This is a genomic window from Pseudoalteromonas aurantia 208 (assembly GCF_014858725.1).
Classification (GTDB): domain Bacteria; phylum Pseudomonadota; class Gammaproteobacteria; order Enterobacterales; family Alteromonadaceae; genus Pseudoalteromonas; species Pseudoalteromonas aurantia.
The window spans coordinates 57,286-78,573 of record NZ_AQGV01000009.1 but is presented as its reverse complement, the minus strand read 5'-3'; the positions used below and the strand labels follow the sequence as shown (position 1 = coordinate 78,573).

Genomic DNA, 21,288 nt, shown 5'->3' with positions numbered 1-21,288 from the left:
TTATTATTGAGTTGTTTATTACCTGCTGCGTTTATAGCTGAAAAGGGGCCACACCCACAGCCTGCATGGTATAACCTGTTTGCGCTAGCTCACCTTTCCATGTTTCGACTTTAATTACACCGGTCACCGTGATCGCGTCATATAGGCTATCAATAGGAACGCCATTTTTAATTTTCACATGCACTATTTGATTCGGTGGTGGTGGTGGCACATGAATACAAGCACCAAAGTAGGGTACTAACAAGAACTCAGTAATGATCTCACTGTCGCCTTCAAGCGGCACAACGAAACCAGGCAAGCTTACTGATTGGCCATCTAAACTTTTTACGACCGGTGCGTTTAAATCTGGCTGTACCCAGTTTTGGTCTGCGCCATCATGACTGGCAGCATCTTGGTTGCTGATTTGTACATGCCCTTTAGGGATTAAGTCCTCCCAAAAAATTTCTTTTGGGGCGGCTGCATACCCTAAAAAACTGAGTAAAGTGAACAGTATTAACGTCAAAAATCTCATAGTACTTATTGTGCTCCTAAATTTTTATACTCATGCCATCAGCCAATGAATAAAAATAGGCTTTGGCGGCGGGGAGCAACCCCATTAATGTTCCGGCGGCCATAATAGCGCCTAAAAGTGTGAGTTCATAGTTTGTCAGCCAGCCAATGGTTAAACCAATACCAAATTGGCTTTGTAATATTGGATTTGCAACAATCAAGAGTGCATAAAATAAGATACAGCCAACGAGACAACCAACAAACGTAATAAGAATGGCTTCACTACTCATTAAAGCAAAGATGTGAGCTGGACGAGCACCTACTGAGCGTAAAATAGCCAACTCTCTGCGGCGCTGACTGAGTGTAGCAAGTAATGTCGTTAACATACCCAATAAGCTCACGAGTACCACCACGATAGAGAATAGCAGTAGTATCTTTTCTACAATATCGAGCATTTCCCATAGTTCTCGGAGTGTGAGGCCTGGCATGATAGCCAGCAAAGGCTCGGCTTTATACATATTAATATTACGTCTGACTTGTAGGGTATATAAGGGGGAGTCGAAGCCCATTAAAAAAGCGGTTATTTGTTGCGGTGTTCCAATTAAATCACTTGGCTCTGAGTCTAGAGTAGCATGAAGGTGGTCGTGATTATCATGTTCATCATGTTCGTTATGATGCGAGTTGTGATCCTCCGCATGTTGATGTTGTGCGTGGTCGTTTTGTTGTGATTTTTTGCCAATCATCATCGGCTTTTTATGATTTTGTTCATGCATTGCTTCAACAGCAATCAAAGGAATATGCAGTGTTTTATCTACAGGGGTTCCGGTTGGTGCTAATATACCGACAATGGTCATTGGGTTATCATCATGATGATGAAAACTGGTATTGCCCATGCCATGGGATATGACAATTTGTTGCCCTATATGATAATGCAGCGTGTTTGCCACGTCACTGCCAAGCACCACCTCTTGGGCATTATGAAAAGGTCGACCGTGTTGAAACGCCAAGTGTTGTTTTTTCCCGTAGCGATAGTGCGTGAAGTACGCTGCATCGGTGCCGAGTACGGCATGACCTTTATGACTGTCTCCTAGGCTGATAGGGATGGTCCAAGCGACTCCTTTTTTTTCTCTGATGTCGAGATAACTTTGCCATGAGACTGCATTGTTGGTATGTCCGATGCGAAAGACACTCGATAGCAGTAATTGAATATCTCCTGTTCGGGCGCCAACAATTAAATCAGTGCCTGAAATCGTATTACTAAAACTGCTTTTCGCATCTTGTCTTACACGTTCGATGCTTAACAGCAACATGACGCTGATAGCGATGGTACAGAGTGTGAGCAAAACACTGGCTTTACGGTTTAAGCTGCTTTTAATCGCGAGTTTAAGCAATGTCATTTTATACCCCATTAATATCAGACAAACTGATCTGACGATCAAATAAGGAAGCTAGGCTATTATCATGACTAACAAATAACACCGTGGCTTGATAATCTTTAGCTTGGTTAAATAGTGTTTCTATGAAGGTGTGGCGGTTGTCGGCATCGAGTGATGAGGTGGGCTCATCGGCAATGATAAGTTCAGGTTCACCAATAAAGGCTCGGGCGGCGGCAACACGCTGTTGTTGACCAATGCTCAGTTTTGACACGTGCTGTGTTAGCACTATGTCCTTTAACCCCAGTGCCTTTAACAGCCGAGTCGCTTCAGTTGTAACATCGGTTTTTTTATCAGTTAGACGCTTGCGTCGCAGCTTAGAAAACTCACATCCTAAGATCACATTTTCGAGCGGGTTCAGATACGGAAGCAGATTAAAACTTTGAAATATAGTGCCAATATGATCGGCTCTGAAACGGTCTCGATGTGCATTGTTTAAAGTTGATAAATCAGTATTCAATATTTTAATTTGACCCGATTGCAGCATATTGATACCTGCTAGCAACCCGAGCAACGTCGATTTTCCGCAACCGCTTGGGCCGTGTAGGAAAACGCGTTCACCTTTGTTTATGTGCAACGCTTGAATGTTGAGCGTGGGTTGAGGTTGAGTAGGCCAAGTATGAATAAGGTCTGTGATTGTGATCATAATGAAACCAAGCGGGCTAATGTCAATGAGATAATATTACAGTTTTCGTCTTAGCAACACTGAGTTTGGTTTAATCGCCGGCTTTTGGCGATGAAACACCAACATGAGGGAATTCTGGCGAGTGGCTGTCTTTTCGTACGAACTTTGCGGCTATAGATTGTGATTTAAGCCCCAAAAGCTTATTATAGCGCCTCCTAACCCCCTCATATTTTTGTGCCCTTTAGCAAGGTGCATCCGGCCTTGGAGTAATAATGAGTAGCTACAAAGTTTTAGACATAAATGATGATCTGCCAATTCGCACTAAAGGTGCTGTACATAGTGGCAAGGTACGCTCAGTGTATTGGTTAACTGATGAAGACAGTGCCCGTTTAATTACAGATAAACAGTATGATGTCCCCCATGGAACTGAATTAGCGATTATGGTTATTTCAGATCGTATCTCAGCTTTTGACTGTATTTGGCAAGGTGAGAATGGTTTGAATGGTGTACCAGGTAAAGGTATTGCGTTAAACAGTGTGGCAGCGCATTGGTTTAAGCTATTTGATGATGCAGGTCTTGCTGGCAATCATATTGTTGATATTCCACACCCATATGTGTGGATTGTTAGAAAAGCCAGTACAGTGAAAGTAGAAGCAATCGCCCGGCAATACATTACTGGTAGCATGTGGCGCGACTATAGCAAAGGTGTGCGTAATTTCTGTGGTATTGATTTACCTGAAGGTTTAGAAGCGAATCAAAAGCTAGACGATGTTTTGATCACCCCTTCAACGAAAGGGATCATTACCGGTATTGCTGATGTACCAGCCGTTGATGATGTGAATATTACTCGCAAAAATATTACTGATAATTTAGCTGCATTCAATTTTAACACTGAGCAAGATGTTGCTAAATATGAGCAACTACTTAGTGAAGGTTTTGCGCTTATTAGTGATGAGTTGGCCAAGCTCGATCAAATCTTTGTAGATACCAAATTTGAATTTGGTTATGTAGAGCAGCAAGATGGCAGCCAAAAGTTGATTTATATCGACGAGGTAGGTACTCCAGATTCAAGCCGAATTTGGGATGGATCGGCGTACCGTGATGGTAAAATTGTTGAAAACTCAAAAGAAGGGTTCCGACAGTTATTGATCAATAACGTGCCAGACAGCGATGTGCTGCTTAATAAAGATCGTATGACTGAGCGAGAAGCGCTCGCACATGGCTACAAACTGCCAGTAGACGTAATGATGTCGGTGTCTGATACCTATGTGGGCATTGCGAGTAAAATTGTTGGGCGACCGTTAAAGATACCAGCAGACCCTCGTGCAGAAGTCATTGCGATTCTTGATACTGACTATGGATTAATTATCTAAACATTTATTCTTCATAGAGTATATTATTCGCCCAATAAACAGCACTTTATGTTGTTTATTGGGGGTTATCTCGCAAATACCTTGCAATTAGACTGGCTGTCACTTTTACTTAGAGTAATTAAAGTAAAAATTTGATGGCAAGGTTCGCCTTTCATGTTTGTTATTCGTACTTTTATAATTTTATGTATATTGTGCTGTTTGAGCCCGCAGGCGCTATTGGCGAAAACACTGCTGCTAACAGATCAGCATCATAAACCGCTTTCAGGCGTTGTTGTTGAGCTGCTTGATGGTGATATGATAAAAGTTGTGCCATCAGAGGTTGCTGTGATGGATCAAGTAGGCAAACGCTTTGCGCCACGGTTATTGGTAATCTCTAAAGGGCAATCAGTGCGCTTTCCAAACAGTGACGATATCCGTCATCATGTCTATTCTTTCTCGCAAGCGAAGTCATTTGAATTAAAATTGTATGCTGGCACTCCTAAAAAGCCCATCATTTTTGAACAAAGTGGGATTGTTGTGCTAGGTTGCAATATTCATGATTCAATGGTTGGCTATATATATGTAGCTAACCATCCTCATGTATATATCAGTAATGACAAAGGATTGGTTGAATTACCTGACTTTACGCAAGATTATACAGTATGGCATGAGACACAAGTAGGTGATATTAATCAGCGTGAGCAGCATCAATGGTCAGCGCGAAAACAGCAACAAATAACTATAATAACAACGTTAGCACCTTTGCCTCGCAACACCTTTGGTGAAGTATTTAAGGAACATCATGGGCACTAGTCTAAAGAATCGAATTATTTTATTGTGTGTGGGGTTAGTGTTACTAACTTCGATGGCGAGTTTAGTCAGCTTCTGGTGGTCAACTAGCCATTTTAATGAGCGGCGAGTCCAGCAAGATATTAAAGTTGCGCAGAATGTATACCAACAGTATTTAAAAGCAAAAGAGCGCTTATTGGTAACAGCTGCAACGGTACTTACCGCGGATTTTGGATTTAAGCAAGCGGTTGCAACGCGAGACGCAGATACAATCAGCAGTGTGTTATTTAATCATAGTCAGCGAATTGATGCTGACTTAATGCTGTTATTGGATGTACGAGGAAAGCTCATTTCAGCAAATCAAACTGATATTGTGCTACCAGATGATAGCCGAGAATTGATGAAGGATTTGTTAGCGAATGGTGAGCGCTCTACTTTCGTTGTGATCAGCGGCAAGCTTTATCAAGCAATTATTTTACCTATCAAAGCGCCTAGGACAATTGCTTTTAGTATTGTTGGGTTTGCCATTGATGAAAAAGTGGCTTTGGAGTTGAAAGAGCTAACAGGCATGGAAATGAGCTTTATTGGGCATGGGAGTGGACTAAAGGCAAGCTCGATTACTGAACATCCTGCGGAGCAGGATTTACTAGGTTATATTCATGGCCAGAGAATTAATCGCTGGTTTAAAGAGCATCCTGTATTTATCAGTGCCGAGGTGCCCTTAGCAGCCTTATCGAATAATCCTATTAGTGTTGTATTGAGTGCCGACCTGAGTCGCCATTATCACGAGTTTGATCAATTAGTGCTGACCATTATTTTCTTATCTTGTGGCACAATCTTAATTGGTTTCATTACCAGTGGCATATTGGCGAATAATCTGACGACCCCGCTTCAACAGCTCACCGTGATGGCCAAACAGTTTGCTCAGGGCAATTATTTAGCATCATTAACCGAGACGAGACCCAGTAAAGAAATTTGTGAGCTGGTTGATGCGTTTCACGAGATGGGGGAGGATATTCAAACTCGTGAGAAGCAAATTCGCTTTCAAGCTCGTCATGATAATTTAACCGGGTTTTATAATCGCAGTGCGGCACTCGATTTGCTCAGTAAGCATTTATCGGCGTCACAGCAATTTTATTTGGTGGCGATTGATATTAAAGGTTTACGCCATATCAATGATAAGTTGGGCCCAAGAGTTGGGGACAGTTGTATTCAAGCGGTTGCTGAGCGAATGAAAACAGCGACAGAATCATTGAATGGCTTTAATGCACGCTTGGGAGGCGATGAGTTTTTAACCGTGCTAGCAGCAAAGCCGGATAGTACTAAGCAAGCATGCGTAAGCCAATTGCTGCAATCATTGACAAGCTCTTATACCATTCAAGGTTTAGACATTACATTACGCTTTAGTGTAGGGGTTGTGTGTTACCCTGCGCAGGCGCAAACACCGGATGATTTAATTCGTAGAGCGTTAATTGCGGTAGACACGGCAGCGCAAACGGGTGAAGAGATTTATTACTACCAAGATGGGGAAGATGAAGAGCATTTAGAGCGTTTGCAAATTATAGATGAGTTAAAACAGGCATTGGTTGCAGACGATGGCCAATTATTTATGACTTATCAACCGAAGTTGAATTTAATCAATCAGCAAATAGACAAAGTTGAGTCATTGATACGCTGGAAAAGAACTAACGGTGACTGGGTGTCTCCTGAATTATTTATTGATTTAGCTGAACAGTCAGGGCTTATTGTTGAATTGACACAGTGGGTTGTGGCAACGGTAGTTAAGCAGGTAAGTAACTGGTTATCAGAAGGGTTGACGATGAAAGCGGCCATCAATGTGTCGGCACAAGATATTGCAGATGATGGATTTCTACCACATTTAAAACAAGTACTTCTTGACAATAATGTACCTGCGCAGTTAATTACCGTTGAGTTGACTGAGCGCGATATGATTGAAAATGAAGCGAAAGGTATTGCGGTACTAAAAGCATTGAAAGCACTCGGTGTGATGATTTCTTTAGATGATTATGGCGTCGGGCAAACGTCATTAGGCCGTTTAAAAATGCTGCCAATAGATGAGTTAAAATTAGATAAAGTTTTTATTTTAAAGTTAGATGAATCGCACCAAGACCAATGTATTGTTCATTCGACAATCACACTTGGCCATCAGCTTGGATTTTGTGTGGTAGCTGAAGGGGTGGAAAATCAACCATCACTTACTTTATTGCAAGACATGCAGTGTGATTATGCACAAGGTTATCATTTAAGCAGACCACTAACCGCAACGGACTTTTCTGATTGGTTAGGTCGATATCATGAAGTGGGCTAGCTTCTGGGTTGTAGTTATTGCATGTTTGATGTATCACTCTATGTTATATGCTGGAGGAAAGCTGTTAGCAACGCCTGGTGTTTCTCAATTAGAAGGGAGTGGCGGTGGCGGCATTGTGCCATGGGCTCAATTATCAGGATATGCAACAGAAGACGAATGGAGTTTGGGGGCTTTTTGCAGTGGGGCTAAATTACAAGACTATCAATTAGACGTTTGTGGTGCACAAGTTAATTTTTTTGATCGTCTTGAATTAAGTGTCGCAGAACAAAATTTTACGGTCGCGGTGTCTAATCGTGTGATTGAGCAATCGGTGTTTGGGGCAAAAATACGTTTATATGGTGATGTAATTTATAGTGACTGGCCACAGTTGAGTGTGGGGCTGATGCACAAGTCATTAGGTGATAGTGCGATTGCTCGTGCGTTAGGCGCAGATGCTAGCCAAGGAAATGACGTTTATTTTTCAGCCAGTAAACTGCACCTTGGTGCATTGTATGGGCACAACTGGTTTTGGAATATCACTGCGCGATACACACAAGCAAATCAGATTGGGTTGCTTGGTTTTGGTGGAAAATATGCTTCAAAGCGCTGGCATATTGAAATGAGCTCCGCTGTTTTTGTTGCTCCACAGCTTGCTTTGGGGTTTGAATTTAGGGAAAAACCACACAATTTAGGACTTGGCGAATCTCACTGGCGTAATTTATTTATTGCGTGGTTTCCTATGAAATCACTGAATGTGACAGCTGCGTGGTTAGATTTGGGGTCGATTGCAGGAGTGCCATCACAAGAGGGTTTGTACTTGTCTTTAGCAGGTAACTTTTGATGGGGAGGTTATTTGGTCGTGTTACAGGGCTGCTTTGCATTGTGATATTGTTAAATGCGTGTGTTACGCCTAAAGCGAACGTCAGTTTGTACCATCAGCTCGGTGGTGAACCTACTATTGAGCGAATTATCGACTCATTTATCAATGAAATAGGAAGACACCCAACAATCATTCAGTATTTTAAAGAGGCCAATGTTATGCACTTTCGTACTGGTTTTATCCGGCATATGTGTGCATTGTTGGATGGCCCATGCAAATATACTGGGGATTCTATGGTGCAAATACACACAGGTATGGATATTACCACTCGAGACTTTAACATAGTCGTTGAGCTACTTATTACAGCAATGAATGAAGCAGGTGTTTCTCATGTGTTACAGAACCAAATATTAGCAAGAATGGCGCCTCTACGTAGCGAAATAATTAAGATTTGATTATGCGTTTGATATCGCCTGAGGCGCGTTTGCGCTGTAAATACATGGCAAAGCGGTGTTTTAAGTTTCGCAAAAATGTACTTTGGTTGGAATGTGTGCCGGCGTTGCTATTGGCTATTTCGCTCTCAAAAGAGAGATCTTCACTGATAGGGTAAGGCTTAATACCCACTAAATTTAGCTCTACTTCACTATGGAACTGAATATCAACATCGACAGGCCTGAAAAAAGGCTTTCTCTGCAATAACTTTTTAGCACCAGATAAACTCACTGCATAGCCCTGTGTACCATTGGGCACTTTAAGGTAGCTGCCGAGTGTCAGTGACTTAGATAAAGATGCACTTTCAATAAAGGGGTTTGCACGATTGTCTGAGAGTTTTATCATATCCCAGCTTTCTAATTCACCCACTTGCTCAATCGTTTCTTTTAAGTGTTCTTCAATGATTAAATCGTCCTCTAAGACAATAGCAGCAGTAATATTGTGTGCTGCCATATGTTGCCAAATTCTCATATGACTGACATAGCAGCCAATCTCTCCGGGGGTCATATTTCTATGATGCTTTTTTAAATTGGCGGTGGGATCATACCAATTTGAGGTTTCTGTTTCATCGAGTGACTTGCCAACAGTGGCTTCAAATCTCTGACATTCAAGACCTAAGGTCTGGAGTCGGTTATACGTTTTTTGCCAGCGTTCAACGCTGTTCTTCATATTGATAACAAATATAGGTAATGACATATCAGTATAAGTAAAAGAAGTTTTAAGCATAATACCAAAAACTATGCGTGTTTGGGAATGTTAGCGCTCTAGCAGTTTTTTGCCGGCAATCACCACACTTTTTGGTGTAATTGACGTGATGATATTGGCTTCGATTAGGCTCTTACTCGTATTTCTAATTACTTTGAAGGCGTTGTTTTTGGGTTCTACAGAGGACCAGGCTGATGTGCCGAAACCGACAAGCGCGACACAGGGGGTATTAACAGCACAAGCCATATGCATCGGGCCGGAATCGATGCTAATCATTAAATCCATGACTGCAATATAATCGATAAGTACGGGTAAAGTCGTGGCACCACTTAGGTCTGTCAGCTGTATATTCTTATCAGTACACCGTTGTTGTAAGCGTGCATTATCTTTGCTTTCGGTTTTATCACCAAAGAGATAAAAGTGACACGGAAACTGATCGGCATACTGAGTGAGTATTTGCTGAGATAACCCAATGGGGTAGTGACGACTGCCTTTGTTCTCACCACCAAAATAGAGTCCGATTTTTAAGATTGAGTTTGAAGGCAGGGCCTTTTCTAATGGGCTCGGTACTAATGTGGGTAGAGAGTAATCATTAAAAGGCTGACCATGAGTATCGTTGACTAATCGACAGTATCTATGAATATAGTGATGGCATGGGTTGAGTTTAAGCGCGTGACTCAGTAGCCCTGAGCGCAAGTTTTGTGCATATCCGACGGTGAGTTTTATACGCGCTAATCTACATAAAATGGCTTCTCGTAATGAGCCTCTAAACAGTATTGCCAGTGAAAAATTATAAGATTTTAGATATTTGGCCAAGCTCAATAAAGATTGCTTTTGAAAAGCGGCATCACGCTTGTCTTCAATAATTTGGAGGTTGGATATGGTGGTTTTTTTTAATAATTCACATAAGTAGGGACGTGCTAGTACACAAATGCTTTGCTTGGGATACAGTTTACTCAATAATTCTAATGCGGGCAGCGTATTAATGACATCCCCAATAAATTTGGGTAATACGATTAATATTGGACCAATAATTTTTTTGTTATTTATTATTTTCATAGCAATGGGTAAAGTGTATTACTGTTTTTATTCGGCTTAGTACTAGAGTACGTGATATCTGAAGTTAAATTATAACATAGAGCCCTTATGAAAAATGTGAAAAGTTGTAGTTGGGTTGCAGAGAATCTAAATAAAGTATCTGTGTTTGATGCTGGGATTGTGAAGCCAGGAATGGCAGGCCCTTACAAGCCTTATGCCGTTGTGCGAGGTGCTGGCCGCTTTGATATTAGTGATGCACTATCAGATCCAAAAACGCAATTATCAAATATGATGTGTAATGCGAAACAGTTCCAGTCACACATGCGCCAATTAGGCGTGAATCAAAATGATACGGTGGTACTTTATGATGATTCTGGGCTTTTTTCAGCTGCGAGAGGCTGGTGGATGCTCAAGAGTATGGGGTTCGAGCACGTATTTATAATGGATGGCGGATTGCCAGAGTGGCTACTCCATGGTTTTCCTGTTCAACAGCAACACAGTACGCCTAACTCAATGGGGAACTTTACTGTTATCCAAGGAGCTGGTGATTGGCAATTTGTTGAACGTTATGAAGTGCTTAGAACGATTTTAGACGAGTCTAGTCTGTTGTTAGATGCACGAAGCCCATTGCGTTTTTCGGGTTGTGAGCAAGAGCCCCGAACAGGTATGCGCAGTGGTCATATCCCCAATAGTAAAAATTTACACTACAACGCATTATTAACTGAACGAGGCTTGTTACGTTCCATAGGGGAGCTGCAAGCGCAATTCAGGTTACTTGGGTGTGAAGGGAAGGCTTTACAGTTTAGCTGTGGTTCTGGAGTAACCGCTTGTATATTGGCGTTGGCAGCAGATGAATGCGGTTATACTAAGCTCGGAGTATATGATGGTTCATGGAATGAATGGGGAAATATGCAATTTTGTAACGAATTACCCATTAGATGTGAAAGTGGAAGTAACTTAAAGTGATAAACAATGATATAACCGCACTAAGCTTTTGAAAATGGACAGTGTCGACAGCCATTACCACAACATTTACCGCGCTTTAAATGTGCCCATCTGGTCATGACCATCAAGCCATTTTCCATATCGTAGTCAAGCCCTTCTAAAAAGGAGTTGGAAGAGGCGTGCTGTTGTGCAAGCTTGAGTTGCTGTTGAATAGGTTGATTTGCCATATTTTCAATATAATTACGTGTATTTTTGATTAAGCAGCTGCGGCAGAAGCAGTTTTTATCTGATTGTAGAGGCATAATGTTTGGTAGCGTCATACACCAGCATTTTTCATCTGTGGTGCAAGATAAAACTTGTTGGCAGTCATCACAGTGCATAAGCTTGACCCATATAGATAAAATGCTTAAAGAGGCACAGATACTACCATAACTTTGGGAAGGCAGGTGTTATTGAGCAAATATATGCTTTGCTCATTATGTGACTAAATTGCACAACAGATTTAATAGATACAGGAACTTATGGTTAACTCTCTCTCCCACCTAGATGCACTTACTGCTGTTGTACGTTTTACTGAGCAGCAAGAAAACGCTTATTCGGCGTTAATACACTTTGCGCAAGATAAAGTTGTTTATACGTTAACTCGTGAGGACTTAGCTTATGTTTTACAACGTGTTCTATCGTTGGATATTGCTATTGATGAGTTAGAATTGTGGGCTGGCTTGTTAGAGATACGAGGCGATATAGATCATCGTCAAATTGAAGGGGCATTGTATGCGCTAGCGAACCCAGAGCAAATGGGATCATTAACGTTAGAGAAAGTACGTACGCTGCAGACATTGATAGAATAGCAAGTAAAAGCAAAAATAAGGGCTTTAAGTGAATGGGTTGACACCAAAAATTATTTTCAATGGTTATCAAGATAACCAGTTTAAGCTCGTGATTTTAGAGCCTAGTGTTGCGGAGGCTGACTATGCGGTTGTTATGCGTAACCAAACGCGCTTGAGCACCTTCTTTAAAGGAATTATGGACTGGCCTAAAGCAGATATGACACTTGAGGAAAATCGTGCCTCACTTGCCCAGCATCATCAGGAATTTAAAGAGCAAATTGCATTTGCATTTAGTGTCTTTTCCGTAAGTAATAACCAATGTATTGGTAGTGTTTATTTAGATGCAAGCCGCTGTGACGATTTCGATTGTGAGCTGTATTATTGGTTGGATGCAGGGTATTTAGAGCTAGAAGCAACGCTAGAGAAAAGCATTTGTGATTGGATTGAACACGCATGGGGGTTGCCAAAAATAGCACTGGTTGGACGTTCGATTGCGCTTGAGACGTGGTTGCAATTAATTCGCGAGTCTGCGGCCTGTGAAAAATAGCAGCAAGAGCCGCTATTTTTCTTATTTAACTGAATAATTTACTTGTGGTAACTTAAACAGGTTTCTACTTCACTTTTCGATCCTAAGATCACTGCTACGCGTTGGTGGATAGCATCCGGTTCGATATCCATAATACGTTCTTCACCTGTATGAGCAACGCCGCCAGCTTGCTCTACAAGCATAGCCATCGGGTTTGCCTCATAAAGTAAACGCAGTTTATAGGGTTTTTCTGGGTTTTTAGTATCGGCAGGGTAGGTAAATAGACCACCACGACATAACACGCGATGCACATCACCTACCATTGCTGCAATCCAGCGCATGTTAAAGTTTTTTGCGCGAGGCCCCGTACTTCCTGCTTGTAAATCATTGATATAGCTCTGCATGGCTGGCTGCCAATGGCGCTGGTTCGAGGCATTAATAGCATATTCCTGAGTTTCTTCAGGAATGCGCGCAAACTCTTCAGTAAGTAAGAAACTGCCATGTGTTTTATCAAGTGTAAAAATACGCGTGCCTTTACCAATCGTCAGTGCCAATGTGGTACAGGGTCCATATAAGACATATCCAGCAGCCACTTGTTGGTGACCCGGCTGCATAAAAATAGCAGGATCCGCGGGATCAGAATCTTTTGGGGCAACCATTATTGAAAAAATAGTGCCAACCAATGAATTGATATCGGTATTGGATGAGCCATCAAGTGGATCGAAAGCCACGATATAGTCTGCATCAGGGTTTCCCGCAACGGTATAATCTTCTTCCTCAGAAGCAATCGCCTTAACGTAACCTGATTCAAGTAGAATGTCTTTTAGAAGTTGGTTTGATAACACATCAAGTTTTTTTTGCGTTTCACCTTGAATATTTTCATCTAATGTTGAGCCCAGTACGCCAGACAGCGCGCCTTGACCAACACGAAATGAAATTTCTTTACATGCAGCTAAAATAGTACGAATAAGTGAAAGTAATTCTCTAGAACAACCATCTTCAATTAACACTGGGGGCAGTCTACGCATAGTTTTGGATCCTGATAACGTTTTGGTTGCAGTCAATTAATGTGAGAGATAACAGCAACCGCGCTGAATTTCGTCTTAAAATGGCTGAACTTTGTATACAATTTTATATACTTGGCTCATGATGACCATTAAAACCACTAATAACAAAGGTAAGAATATGCAAAAATTTAGGTTACTACCTTATATTCTCTGCACCTTGCTAGGCGCTATGATAACTCAAGCGCACGCAGCAATTAAGTCTATTGATGAGTTTACTGATAAACTTAATCACTTTCCTGGCTATTATACGTTTTTTGCCGATAACAATAGTGGCAAAATTTACTTAGACATTGATAAACTTAAACAGCCATTCTTATTACAGCATAGCTTGCCATACGGTGTTGGCTCAAATGACATTGGTTTAGACCGAGGTCAGCTAGGCGGCACGTATATGGTGCAATTTGAACGTTTCGGAAATAAAGTGATGTTACGTGCTTTAAACTCGTATTATCAAGCCAGTTCAGACAATGCAGCAGAACAACAAAGTGTGAAAGAAGCATTTGCATCGAGCATACTCCATGGCTTTAAAGTGGTTGCTGAAGATGATGACAGTGTATTGGTTGATTATACCCCTTATCTTTTAAGTGATGTACACGGCGTAAGTCGCACCCTTGCAGCACGTAAGCAAGGGAATTTCAGTTTAGATAGCGGACGAAGTGCCGTATTTATGCCACGTTCAAAAGCATTTGTTGATAATACCGAATTAGAAGCTTTATTGACATTTAAAGGCAATAAACCGGGGGAATTTGTACGTCAAGTCAGTGCAGACCCATATGCAATCACGGTCCATCAGCACCATTCTTTGGTAAAGTTGCCTGATAGCAATTACACACCTCGTCAATTTCATCCGCAGTCAGGGTATTGGAGTATTGAGCATAAAGATTACTCGGTTCCACTGGGGGAGTCGATGTATGTACGATATATTCCGCGTCATCGTTTAGCAAAAAAAGATCCTGTGGCTGCGGTGAGTGAGCCAATAAAACCTATTATTTACTACCTTGATCCAGGTGTGCCAGAGCCTGTGAAAACCGCATTATTAGATGGCGCAACATGGTGGAATGATGCGTTTATTGCCGCAGGATACAAAAATGCATTTCGAGTAGAGATATTACCAGAAAATGCCGACCCTATGGATATTCGTTATAACGTTATTCAATGGGTGCATAGAGCAACACGAGGCTGGTCTTACGGAGCGTCAGTCATAGACCCGAGAACCGGTGAAATTATTAAAGGACACGTTACGCTGGGTTCTTTGCGTGTTCGACAGGATATTTTAATTGCTCAAGCATTAGCTGCACCTTTTGTTAAGGGTGATGAAGTAACTGAGCGTTTACATGCCATGGCACTTGACCGTATTCGTCAGCTAAGTGCACACGAAATAGGGCATACTTTAGGTATTGCACATAACTTTTCGGCATCGATTAAAGATAGGGCGTCAGTAATGGACTATCCACATCCGTTAGTGAGCTTTAATAACGAAGGTAAGTTGGATATTACTCAGGGCTATGCAAAAGGCATGGGGGCATGGGATAAGCAAGTTATAAAGTATGGGTACAGTGACTTTACAGCGAGTAATGAAGCACAAGGGTTGAAAGCCATTTTGGCTGAAAATCGCACCCAAGGATTGGAGTTTATTTCTGATAGAGATGCGCGAGCGAAAGGGGGGGCTCACCCGACAGCGCATCTTTGGGATAATGGTAATGATCCATCTTTAGAGTTATTAAGGGTGTTAGATGTGCGTAGCCAAGCTTTGAGCACGTTTGGGATTAATAATTTGCAAACGGGTGAAGCGCTATCACAATTGGAAGAAAAGTTAGTGCCATTATATTTATTTCATCGTTTTCAAGTTGAGTCAGCGGTTAAATTGATTGGCGGCGTTGATTATGATTACGAAATACGTGGTGAACATCCCATAAAAGGGGCACAAGTTGTTGCAAAAGCACAGCAACAACAGGCACTAAAGGCGATGTTGGCAACCCTTGATGTAAAGACACTACAAATACCAGAATCAATTTTGGCGTTGTTACCCCCCAAAGCTTATGGGGAGTCTAAAACACGAGAAAGTGTTTATGGACGTACCGGTTTAACATTTGATGCTATGGCATTACCTGAAGTATCAGTTAACCATACACTTAATTTGTTATTCAATACTCAGAGGTTAAATCGTGTTGCGCAGCAAGGAGCAAGAACATCAGCAGCGTTTAGCTTAGATGACCTACTGAGTCAGACATATGGATATGTATTTGGCCACCGTTCAGACACCGCAATGGGCGAGAAACTAGCACAGCGTGTGCAGTATTTAACGGCTAAGAAATTGGCTGAATTAAGCTTGAGTGATAAATTAGACCCAGAGGTTCAAGCACAGCTGCGTTTTTATCTAGCGCAGCTGGTGGCTGATTATACGCAGAGCGGATTGTTTAATGATGTTAGTAAAGGCGATAGTGCGTTTAAGCATTATTTGTCAGAGCAAGTACAGCACTTTTTAATTTCAGGTAAATGGTTAGGTAGCTTTAAAGCCATCAAAACCCCACCAGGTTCACCGATTTAGTATTAAATAACGACTAAAAAAGCGTCATTCGGCGCTTTTTTGTCATATCACATTATTCAAAGCAGCAGCTTTTGATCAACTGCGTGATTATCTGTTGTGAAGGCGCTATTTTTTCCATGGCAAGGTACTCGTCGGGTTGATGAGCTTGTTTAATCGAACCTGGCCCCAGCACAATCGTCTCGCATCCCAATTGCTGAATAAAGGGGGCCTCCGTGCAATAATTTACCGCAACCGCTTTTTCCCCTGATATTTTTTCAGCAAGGCTCACTAACGCACTATCTTTTACACCATTAAAAGCCGGAATTGGCTCATGCATATCAATCACCGAGACGCTATTGGGGTACTCATCATTGATGGATTTTATAGAGTTAAGTAACAGCAGTTGTAACTCTTGGATACTAAGCCCTGGGAGCGGGCGTATATCAATATGTAATTCACAACAGCCACAAATCCGGTTTGCATTATCTCCGCCGTGAATATGCCCTAGGTTAAGTGTTGGGTAGGGGATTGCAAAATCCTCAATTGAATATTTATTCTTTATCTTTTCTTTTAACTGTAATAGCTTTGCAATGACGGTGTGCATTATTTCAATCGCATTGAGCCCTCGCTCAGGATCTGAGCTATGCCCTGAACGACCAATTATTCTAATCGCTGACGTCATATGGCCTTTATGCATAAAAACGGGTGTCATATCGGTCGGTTCTCCAATAATACAGCGCTCAGGTTTTAGGGTTGGATGTTTTGCTATTTCTTGTGCGCCAGCCATGGTTGTTTCTTCGTCTGCGGTGGCCAAAATTAAAATCGGGGCAGTTTGTTTTGCTGTATCTAGCTGACTAATAGCCTCTAATACAAAGGAAAAAAAGCCTTTCATATCAATTGCACCAAGACCATATAACTTATTGTCTTTGATCGTTAAATTAAAAGGGTCTTGGCTCCAGCGGCTATCATCAAATGGGACCGTATCCGTATGACCAGCAAGCATTAAACCACCATCACCTTCACCGCGCTTTGCAAGTAAATTGTATTTCCCTGGGGCACTTGTCAGCTCAGTTATTTCAATATTAAAGCCTAAGTTTTCACACCAGCTGGCCAGCAAATTAATGGTGCTTAGATTACTCATGTTTAGAGATTCATCGAGAGCACTAATGGAAGGGCTGGCGATCAATTGTTGGTACATAGATAAAAAATCTGGGTTTTGCATAATATTTTCCAAAATATTTATTCAAAGTAATTGCATAACAATGTAAAGCTGTTTAAGATGAATATCAATTCACTTTTTCAGCATAAATATATTTTAAGGGCTGGCATGCGACGATAAATATTCACTATTTAATTCTATAACGATGTAAAAACGCAATTGATATTAAGAGAAAGTACAAAAGATGAAGAATGTAGTGATTATTGGCGCCAGTGGATATAGCGGCGCAGAGCTTGCCAGTTTAATAGCCAAACACCCCCACTTCTCCCTGAAGGGTTGTTATGTGTCAGAGCAAAGCTTGGATAAAAACAAGTTATTGAGTGAGTTGTATCCAGAACATACAGGTTTGCTCGACACTTTTTTATTACCGCTAACTGAGCAGGCATTGAACGTTATTTCTGACCAAGCTGATTATGTGTGTTTGTGCACAGATCATAAAGTGAGCGTTGAGTTAGCACCTAAGTTTTTAGCGCTAGGAAAAAAGGTGTTTGACTTGTCTGGTGGTTACCGGTTAGCAAACAGTGATGATTATGATAACTATTATGGATTTGAGCACCCATCCCCAGATTGGCTGGAAAAAGCGCAATATGGCTTAGCTGAGTGGTATGCACCGGAGATTAAAAAGGCTCAATTGATCGCGGTAGCTGGGTGTTACCCTACTGCAGCTCTTAATGCACTGAAGCCCTTGAAAGATGCCAACTTACTTTCGGATGAGCCCGTCATTATCAATGCGGTGTCGGGTGTTACTGGGGCGGGTAGAAAAGCCAATATGGCGACGCATTTTTGTGAAGTTTCACTTGCGCCATATGGGTTGTTTAATCACCGTCATACCCCTGAAATATCCCAATACCTTGAACACCCTGTTTTATTTACGCCACATTTGGGCAACTTTGCGCGAGGCATTTTAGAAACTATTTATATCAAGTTAAAGCCTAATACGAGTGCCGCGCATGTTGAACAAGCGTATCAAGTGCTTGCTGATGAGCCTTTAATTCGTTTAAAAGGTAGTGTTTTGCCTTCAGTTAAAGGGGTAGTTAAACAACCTTACGTAGACATTGGGTGGCAGCAACAAGGTGAGCAGCTTATCGTGGTGGTTGCCATCGATAACTTACTAAAGGGGGCTGCGGGACAAGCAATTCAGTGCATGAATATTGTCAATGAACAGCCTAGTTACCTCGGTTTAAAGGAAAATAACGTATGAAGACCTGGGTAATTAAAGTGGGTGGTGCAGTTTTAAATCAAGATGATGCAGCGACAGAGTTGTTTAAAGAAATGGCTAAAATTGCAACATGTCACCCAAGCAACCAATTCATATTGGTCCATGGAGGGGGGGCATTAGTTGATAGGTGGTTAAGTGATGCTGGATTTGCAACGGCAAAGCATCAAGGGTTACGGATCAGTCCAAAAGAGCAAATGCCATATATAATTGGTGCGTTGTCTGGGTGCGCAAATAAGCAGCTGATGGCACAAGCTATTGTCGCAAATTTGCAACCTTTCGGTTGTAGCTTGTATGAAGCAGGCATAACAGTCACGCAAAAGTTAAAAGCCTTAGCCCAAGTTGGCCAGTGCCAAGTTGGGAAAGCAGGTGTGCTCCCAGAGTTGTTGGCAATGGGCCGTTTACCGGTTGTAAGTTCAATTGGTATCGGTCCTGATGGGCAGTTATATAATGTGAATGCAGACGAAGCTGCGGAAGCTATCGCAAGTGCACTTGGTGCTGAACTCGTTTTTATGACTGATGTAGAAGCCGTATTAGATAAAAATAAGCAGCCTATTCGGCATCTGAATGCAGAGGGGATTAACATGCTTATTGAAACAGGAGTCATCGTGGGTGGAATGGAGGTCAAAGTAAAGACCAGCCTTCGCGCAGCCCAATGTTTACGACGAGGAGTGTACATTTCAAGTTGGCAAAAGCCAGAAAACCTCTCGTTTTTGGTTGGCGGAAAACATGCTGGAACACAAGTTACACCTTAGGAATAAATACGATGATGACAGATTTTTTAACAGGATTGGAATTAAATAAAAACCAAGCCTTACAATTACTTAATTTAGCGCTAAATATTAAACAACAACCTCAGGAATATAGTCAGGCACTGGCAGGGAAATCAGTCGTAACACTATTTGAGAAGCCAAGTTTAAGAACGCGATTATCTTTTGATATTGGCATTAATAAACTCGGAGGACATGCTGTTTACTTAGATCAACAAAATGGCGCGATGGGCAGTCGAGAGTCTGTGCGTGATTTTGCGTTGAATATTGCCACTTGGGCAGATTGTTTGGTCGCGCGAGTGAATCATCACAGCACATTGACGACGTTGTCAGAAAATTCGAGCATTCCCATTGTAAATAGTTTATGTGACCTGTATCACCCATGTCAGGCATTGGCAGACTTTTTAACCTTGCAAGAGGTTTATGGAGATGTCAGTAAACTTAAGTTGGCATTTATAGGAGCTGGCAATAATGTAACACATTCGTTGATGTTGCTGGCGGCCACCCTTGGAACAGATTTCGTTGTGGTGTGCCCCAAAGGGCACTCTCCCGATGCGCAGATAGTAAAACAAGCAGAGCAAATTGCGGCTGTTAATGGGGCGTCTGTTTTGATTAGCGACAGGGTCGAAGCAGCCGCTGGTTCAAATGTTCTGTATGCCGATACGTGGGTGTCGATGGGCGACAATACACCACTTGAGCATGTAAAACAGACATTTATGCCTTATCAAGTTAATCAAACTTTATTAGATCAAACCGGTGCCAGCTGTGTATTGCACTGCCAACCCGCGCACCGAGAGTATGAAATTACGTCACAAGTGATGGATGGCACCCATTCAAAAATTATTCAACAAGCTGAAAACCGGATGCATGCGCAAAATGCATTATTGGTCTCGTTGTTAAACCCAAATTATCTGTAAGGAAGATCATGAGTAAATTTAAGAAAGTAGTATTGGCATATTCAGGTGGTCTAGATACATCGGCAATCGTACCTTGGTTAAAAGAAACGTACGACTGTGAAGTTGTCGCATTTGTGGCTGATGTAGGGCAAGGCGCTGATGAACTAACGGGTGTTGAAGAGAAAGCCATAGCATCAGGTGCATCTGAATGCCACATTGTTGACCTAAAAGAAGAAATGGTCAGTGAGTACATTTACCCGACCTTAAAAACAGGTGCAATTTATGAAGGCACTTACTTGTTAGGTACCTCTATGGCTCGACCTATTATTGCAAAAGCTCAGGTTGAGGTAGCACGTAAAGTTGGCGCAGATGCGTTATCCCATGGTTGTACTGGCAAAGGTAATGATCAAGTACGTTTTGAAGCATGCTTTGCGGCTTTAGCACCAGATCTTGATGTAATTGCACCTTGGCGAGAGTGGGACCTGACCAGTCGTGAGTCTTTATTGGACTACTTAGCGCAGCGTGATATTCCGTGTGCCGCATCTGCGACAAAAATTTATAGTCGAGATGCAAATGCATGGCATATTTCACATGAAGGAGGTGAACTTGAAGACCCGTGGAACCAACCGAGTGAACAAGTTTGGACCATGACTAATTCTCCCGAAGAGGCCCCTGATCAGCCTGAGTACATATCGGTCTCTGTAGAGAAAGGACAAGTGGTTGCCGTAAATGGTGAACGTTATAGCCCGTATAATTGCTTAGTTCAATTAAATAACTTGGCTGCACCGCATGGCGTAGGCCGAATAGATATTGTTGAGAATCGCTTAGTTGGTATGAAATCACGAGGATGCTATGAAACACCAGGTGGCACAGTCATGATGGCTGCATTACAAGCGATAGATGAACTGGTACTTGATAAATCTAGTCGAAAATGGAAAGAAACATTAGGTAATGAGTTTGCGCATTTGGTCTATGACGGTCGTTGGTTTACACCATTAAAAGTGTCCATTTTAGCTGGCGCAGAAGCGTTATCAGATCTGGCGACGGGCGAAGTTGTGCTTAAGCTGTATAAAGGTCAGGTTCATGCGGTACAAAAGCAATCGGTGAATAGCTTATATAGTGAAGATTTTGCAACATTTGGGGATGACGATGTGTATGACCAGTCTCATGCTGAAGGTTTTATTCGCTTGTTTTCATTATCAAGCAGAATAGCAACATTGAATAGTAAAGCAAAATAGTCA

The 21,288-nt window shown here is 41.8% G+C and carries 21 protein-coding genes; 13 read left to right on the top strand and 8 right to left on the bottom strand.

Annotated features, from left to right (window positions below):
* Window positions 1-31 precede the first annotated feature (31 nt).
* The 3 genes from PAUR_RS00390 to PAUR_RS00380 are packed head-to-tail and all read right to left on the bottom strand — an operon-like array spanning window position 32 to window position 2,568.
* Complete coding sequence (locus tag PAUR_RS00390; protein WP_192505871.1) at window positions 32-511, bottom strand: DUF3299 domain-containing protein; 480 nt, start codon at window positions 509-511, stop codon at window positions 32-34.
* A 16-nt stretch (window positions 512-527) separates the two neighbouring features.
* The gene (locus tag PAUR_RS00385) at window positions 528-1,886 is read right to left on the bottom strand and encodes an ABC transporter permease (RefSeq protein ID WP_192505870.1); all 1,359 of its coding nucleotides are present in this window, start codon (window positions 1,884-1,886) and stop codon (window positions 528-530) included.
* A gap of 1 nt (window position 1,887) precedes the next feature.
* On the bottom strand, window positions 1,888-2,568 hold the full coding sequence (locus PAUR_RS00380; protein WP_192505869.1) for an ABC transporter ATP-binding protein: 681 nt from the start codon (window positions 2,566-2,568) through the stop codon (window positions 1,888-1,890).
* A gap of 251 nt (window positions 2,569-2,819) precedes the next feature.
* On the opposite strand from PAUR_RS00380, the gene PAUR_RS00375 reads away from it, so the two are divergent.
* From PAUR_RS00375 to PAUR_RS00355, 5 genes are all read left to right on the top strand, one after another.
* Window positions 2,820-3,920, top strand: coding sequence for a phosphoribosylaminoimidazolesuccinocarboxamide synthase (locus PAUR_RS00375; protein WP_192505868.1), 1,101 nt, complete (start codon window positions 2,820-2,822; stop codon window positions 3,918-3,920).
* Between the two features lie 216 nt (window positions 3,921-4,136).
* Window positions 4,137-4,712, top strand: coding sequence for a methylamine utilization protein (locus PAUR_RS00370; RefSeq protein ID WP_225738231.1), 576 nt, complete (start codon window positions 4,137-4,139; stop codon window positions 4,710-4,712).
* Window positions 4,702-7,017, top strand: a complete 2,316-nt coding sequence (locus tag PAUR_RS00365) for a bifunctional diguanylate cyclase/phosphodiesterase (RefSeq protein WP_192505867.1) — start codon at window positions 4,702-4,704, stop codon at window positions 7,015-7,017. The genes PAUR_RS00370 and PAUR_RS00365 overlap by 11 nt, the downstream gene beginning before the upstream one ends.
* Window positions 7,004-7,837, top strand: a complete 834-nt coding sequence (locus PAUR_RS00360; RefSeq protein ID WP_192505866.1) for a DUF3034 family protein — start codon at window positions 7,004-7,006, stop codon at window positions 7,835-7,837. Before PAUR_RS00365 ends, PAUR_RS00360 begins: the two co-directional genes overlap by 14 nt.
* On the top strand, window positions 7,837-8,271 hold the full coding sequence (locus PAUR_RS00355) for a group I truncated hemoglobin (RefSeq protein WP_192505865.1): 435 nt from the start codon (window positions 7,837-7,839) through the stop codon (window positions 8,269-8,271). The genes PAUR_RS00360 and PAUR_RS00355 overlap by 1 nt, the downstream gene beginning before the upstream one ends.
* On the opposite strand, the gene PAUR_RS00350 is transcribed toward PAUR_RS00355, so the two are convergent.
* Window positions 8,261-9,034: a glycosyltransferase family 25 protein gene (locus PAUR_RS00350; RefSeq protein WP_225738230.1), complete on the bottom strand. Its 774-nt coding sequence runs from the start codon at window positions 9,032-9,034 to the stop codon at window positions 8,261-8,263. The genes PAUR_RS00355 and PAUR_RS00350 overlap by 11 nt on opposite strands.
* Window positions 9,035-9,064: 30 nt before the next feature.
* Window positions 9,065-10,072: a glycosyltransferase family 9 protein gene (locus PAUR_RS00345; RefSeq protein WP_192505864.1), complete on the bottom strand. Its 1,008-nt coding sequence runs from the start codon at window positions 10,070-10,072 to the stop codon at window positions 9,065-9,067.
* Between the two features lie 87 nt (window positions 10,073-10,159).
* Between PAUR_RS00345 and PAUR_RS00340 the strand changes: the two genes are divergently transcribed.
* On the top strand, window positions 10,160-11,017 hold the full coding sequence (locus PAUR_RS00340) for a sulfurtransferase (RefSeq protein WP_192505863.1): 858 nt from the start codon (window positions 10,160-10,162) through the stop codon (window positions 11,015-11,017).
* A 20-nt stretch (window positions 11,018-11,037) separates the two neighbouring features.
* On the opposite strand, the gene PAUR_RS00335 is transcribed toward PAUR_RS00340, so the two are convergent.
* Window positions 11,038-11,316 carry a DUF5522 domain-containing protein gene (locus PAUR_RS00335; RefSeq protein WP_192505862.1) on the bottom strand — a complete coding sequence of 93 codons (279 nt, stop codon included), beginning with the start codon at window positions 11,314-11,316 and terminating at the stop codon, window positions 11,038-11,040.
* Between the two features lie 201 nt (window positions 11,317-11,517).
* Between PAUR_RS00335 and PAUR_RS00330 the strand changes: the two genes are divergently transcribed.
* A complete protein-coding gene (locus PAUR_RS00330; protein ID WP_192505861.1) occupies window positions 11,518-11,847 on the top strand; it encodes a hypothetical protein in 330 nt (109 codons plus the stop codon).
* A 28-nt stretch (window positions 11,848-11,875) separates the two neighbouring features.
* Window positions 11,876-12,373, top strand: coding sequence for a GNAT family N-acetyltransferase (locus PAUR_RS00325; RefSeq protein ID WP_192505860.1), 498 nt, complete (start codon window positions 11,876-11,878; stop codon window positions 12,371-12,373).
* A gap of 38 nt (window positions 12,374-12,411) precedes the next feature.
* Here PAUR_RS00325 and PAUR_RS00320 read toward each other — a convergent pair whose 3' ends face one another.
* Window positions 12,412-13,380, bottom strand: a complete 969-nt coding sequence (locus PAUR_RS00320; protein WP_192505859.1) for a class 1 fructose-bisphosphatase — start codon at window positions 13,378-13,380, stop codon at window positions 12,412-12,414.
* 157 nt (window positions 13,381-13,537) lie between these two features.
* Between PAUR_RS00320 and PAUR_RS00315 the strand changes: the two genes are divergently transcribed.
* Window positions 13,538-15,967 (top strand): zinc-dependent metalloprotease, encoded by a 2,430-nt coding sequence (locus tag PAUR_RS00315; RefSeq protein WP_192505858.1) that lies wholly within the window; start codon window positions 13,538-13,540, stop codon window positions 15,965-15,967.
* A 52-nt stretch (window positions 15,968-16,019) separates the two neighbouring features.
* Here PAUR_RS00315 and argE read toward each other — a convergent pair whose 3' ends face one another.
* Window positions 16,020-17,168 (bottom strand): acetylornithine deacetylase, encoded by a 1,149-nt coding sequence (gene argE, locus PAUR_RS00310; protein WP_192505857.1) that lies wholly within the window; start codon window positions 17,166-17,168, stop codon window positions 16,020-16,022.
* A gap of 181 nt (window positions 17,169-17,349) precedes the next feature.
* On the opposite strand from argE, the gene argC reads away from it, so the two are divergent.
* Genes argC through PAUR_RS00290 form a run of 4 tightly spaced genes read left to right on the top strand, consistent with a single transcriptional unit; the run spans window position 17,350 to window position 21,285 of the window.
* Window positions 17,350-18,366 (top strand): N-acetyl-gamma-glutamyl-phosphate reductase, encoded by a 1,017-nt coding sequence (argC, locus tag PAUR_RS00305; RefSeq protein WP_192505856.1) that lies wholly within the window; start codon window positions 17,350-17,352, stop codon window positions 18,364-18,366.
* A complete protein-coding gene (argB, locus tag PAUR_RS00300) occupies window positions 18,363-19,136 on the top strand; it encodes an acetylglutamate kinase (protein ID WP_192505855.1) in 774 nt (257 codons plus the stop codon). The genes argC and argB overlap by 4 nt, the downstream gene beginning before the upstream one ends.
* Window positions 19,137-19,147: 11 nt before the next feature.
* Window positions 19,148-20,068: an ornithine carbamoyltransferase gene (locus tag PAUR_RS00295; RefSeq protein WP_192505854.1), complete on the top strand. Its 921-nt coding sequence runs from the start codon at window positions 19,148-19,150 to the stop codon at window positions 20,066-20,068.
* Between the two features lie 8 nt (window positions 20,069-20,076).
* A complete protein-coding gene (locus PAUR_RS00290; protein WP_192505853.1) occupies window positions 20,077-21,285 on the top strand; it encodes an argininosuccinate synthase in 1,209 nt (402 codons plus the stop codon).
* Window positions 21,286-21,288: the final 3 nt, after the last annotated feature.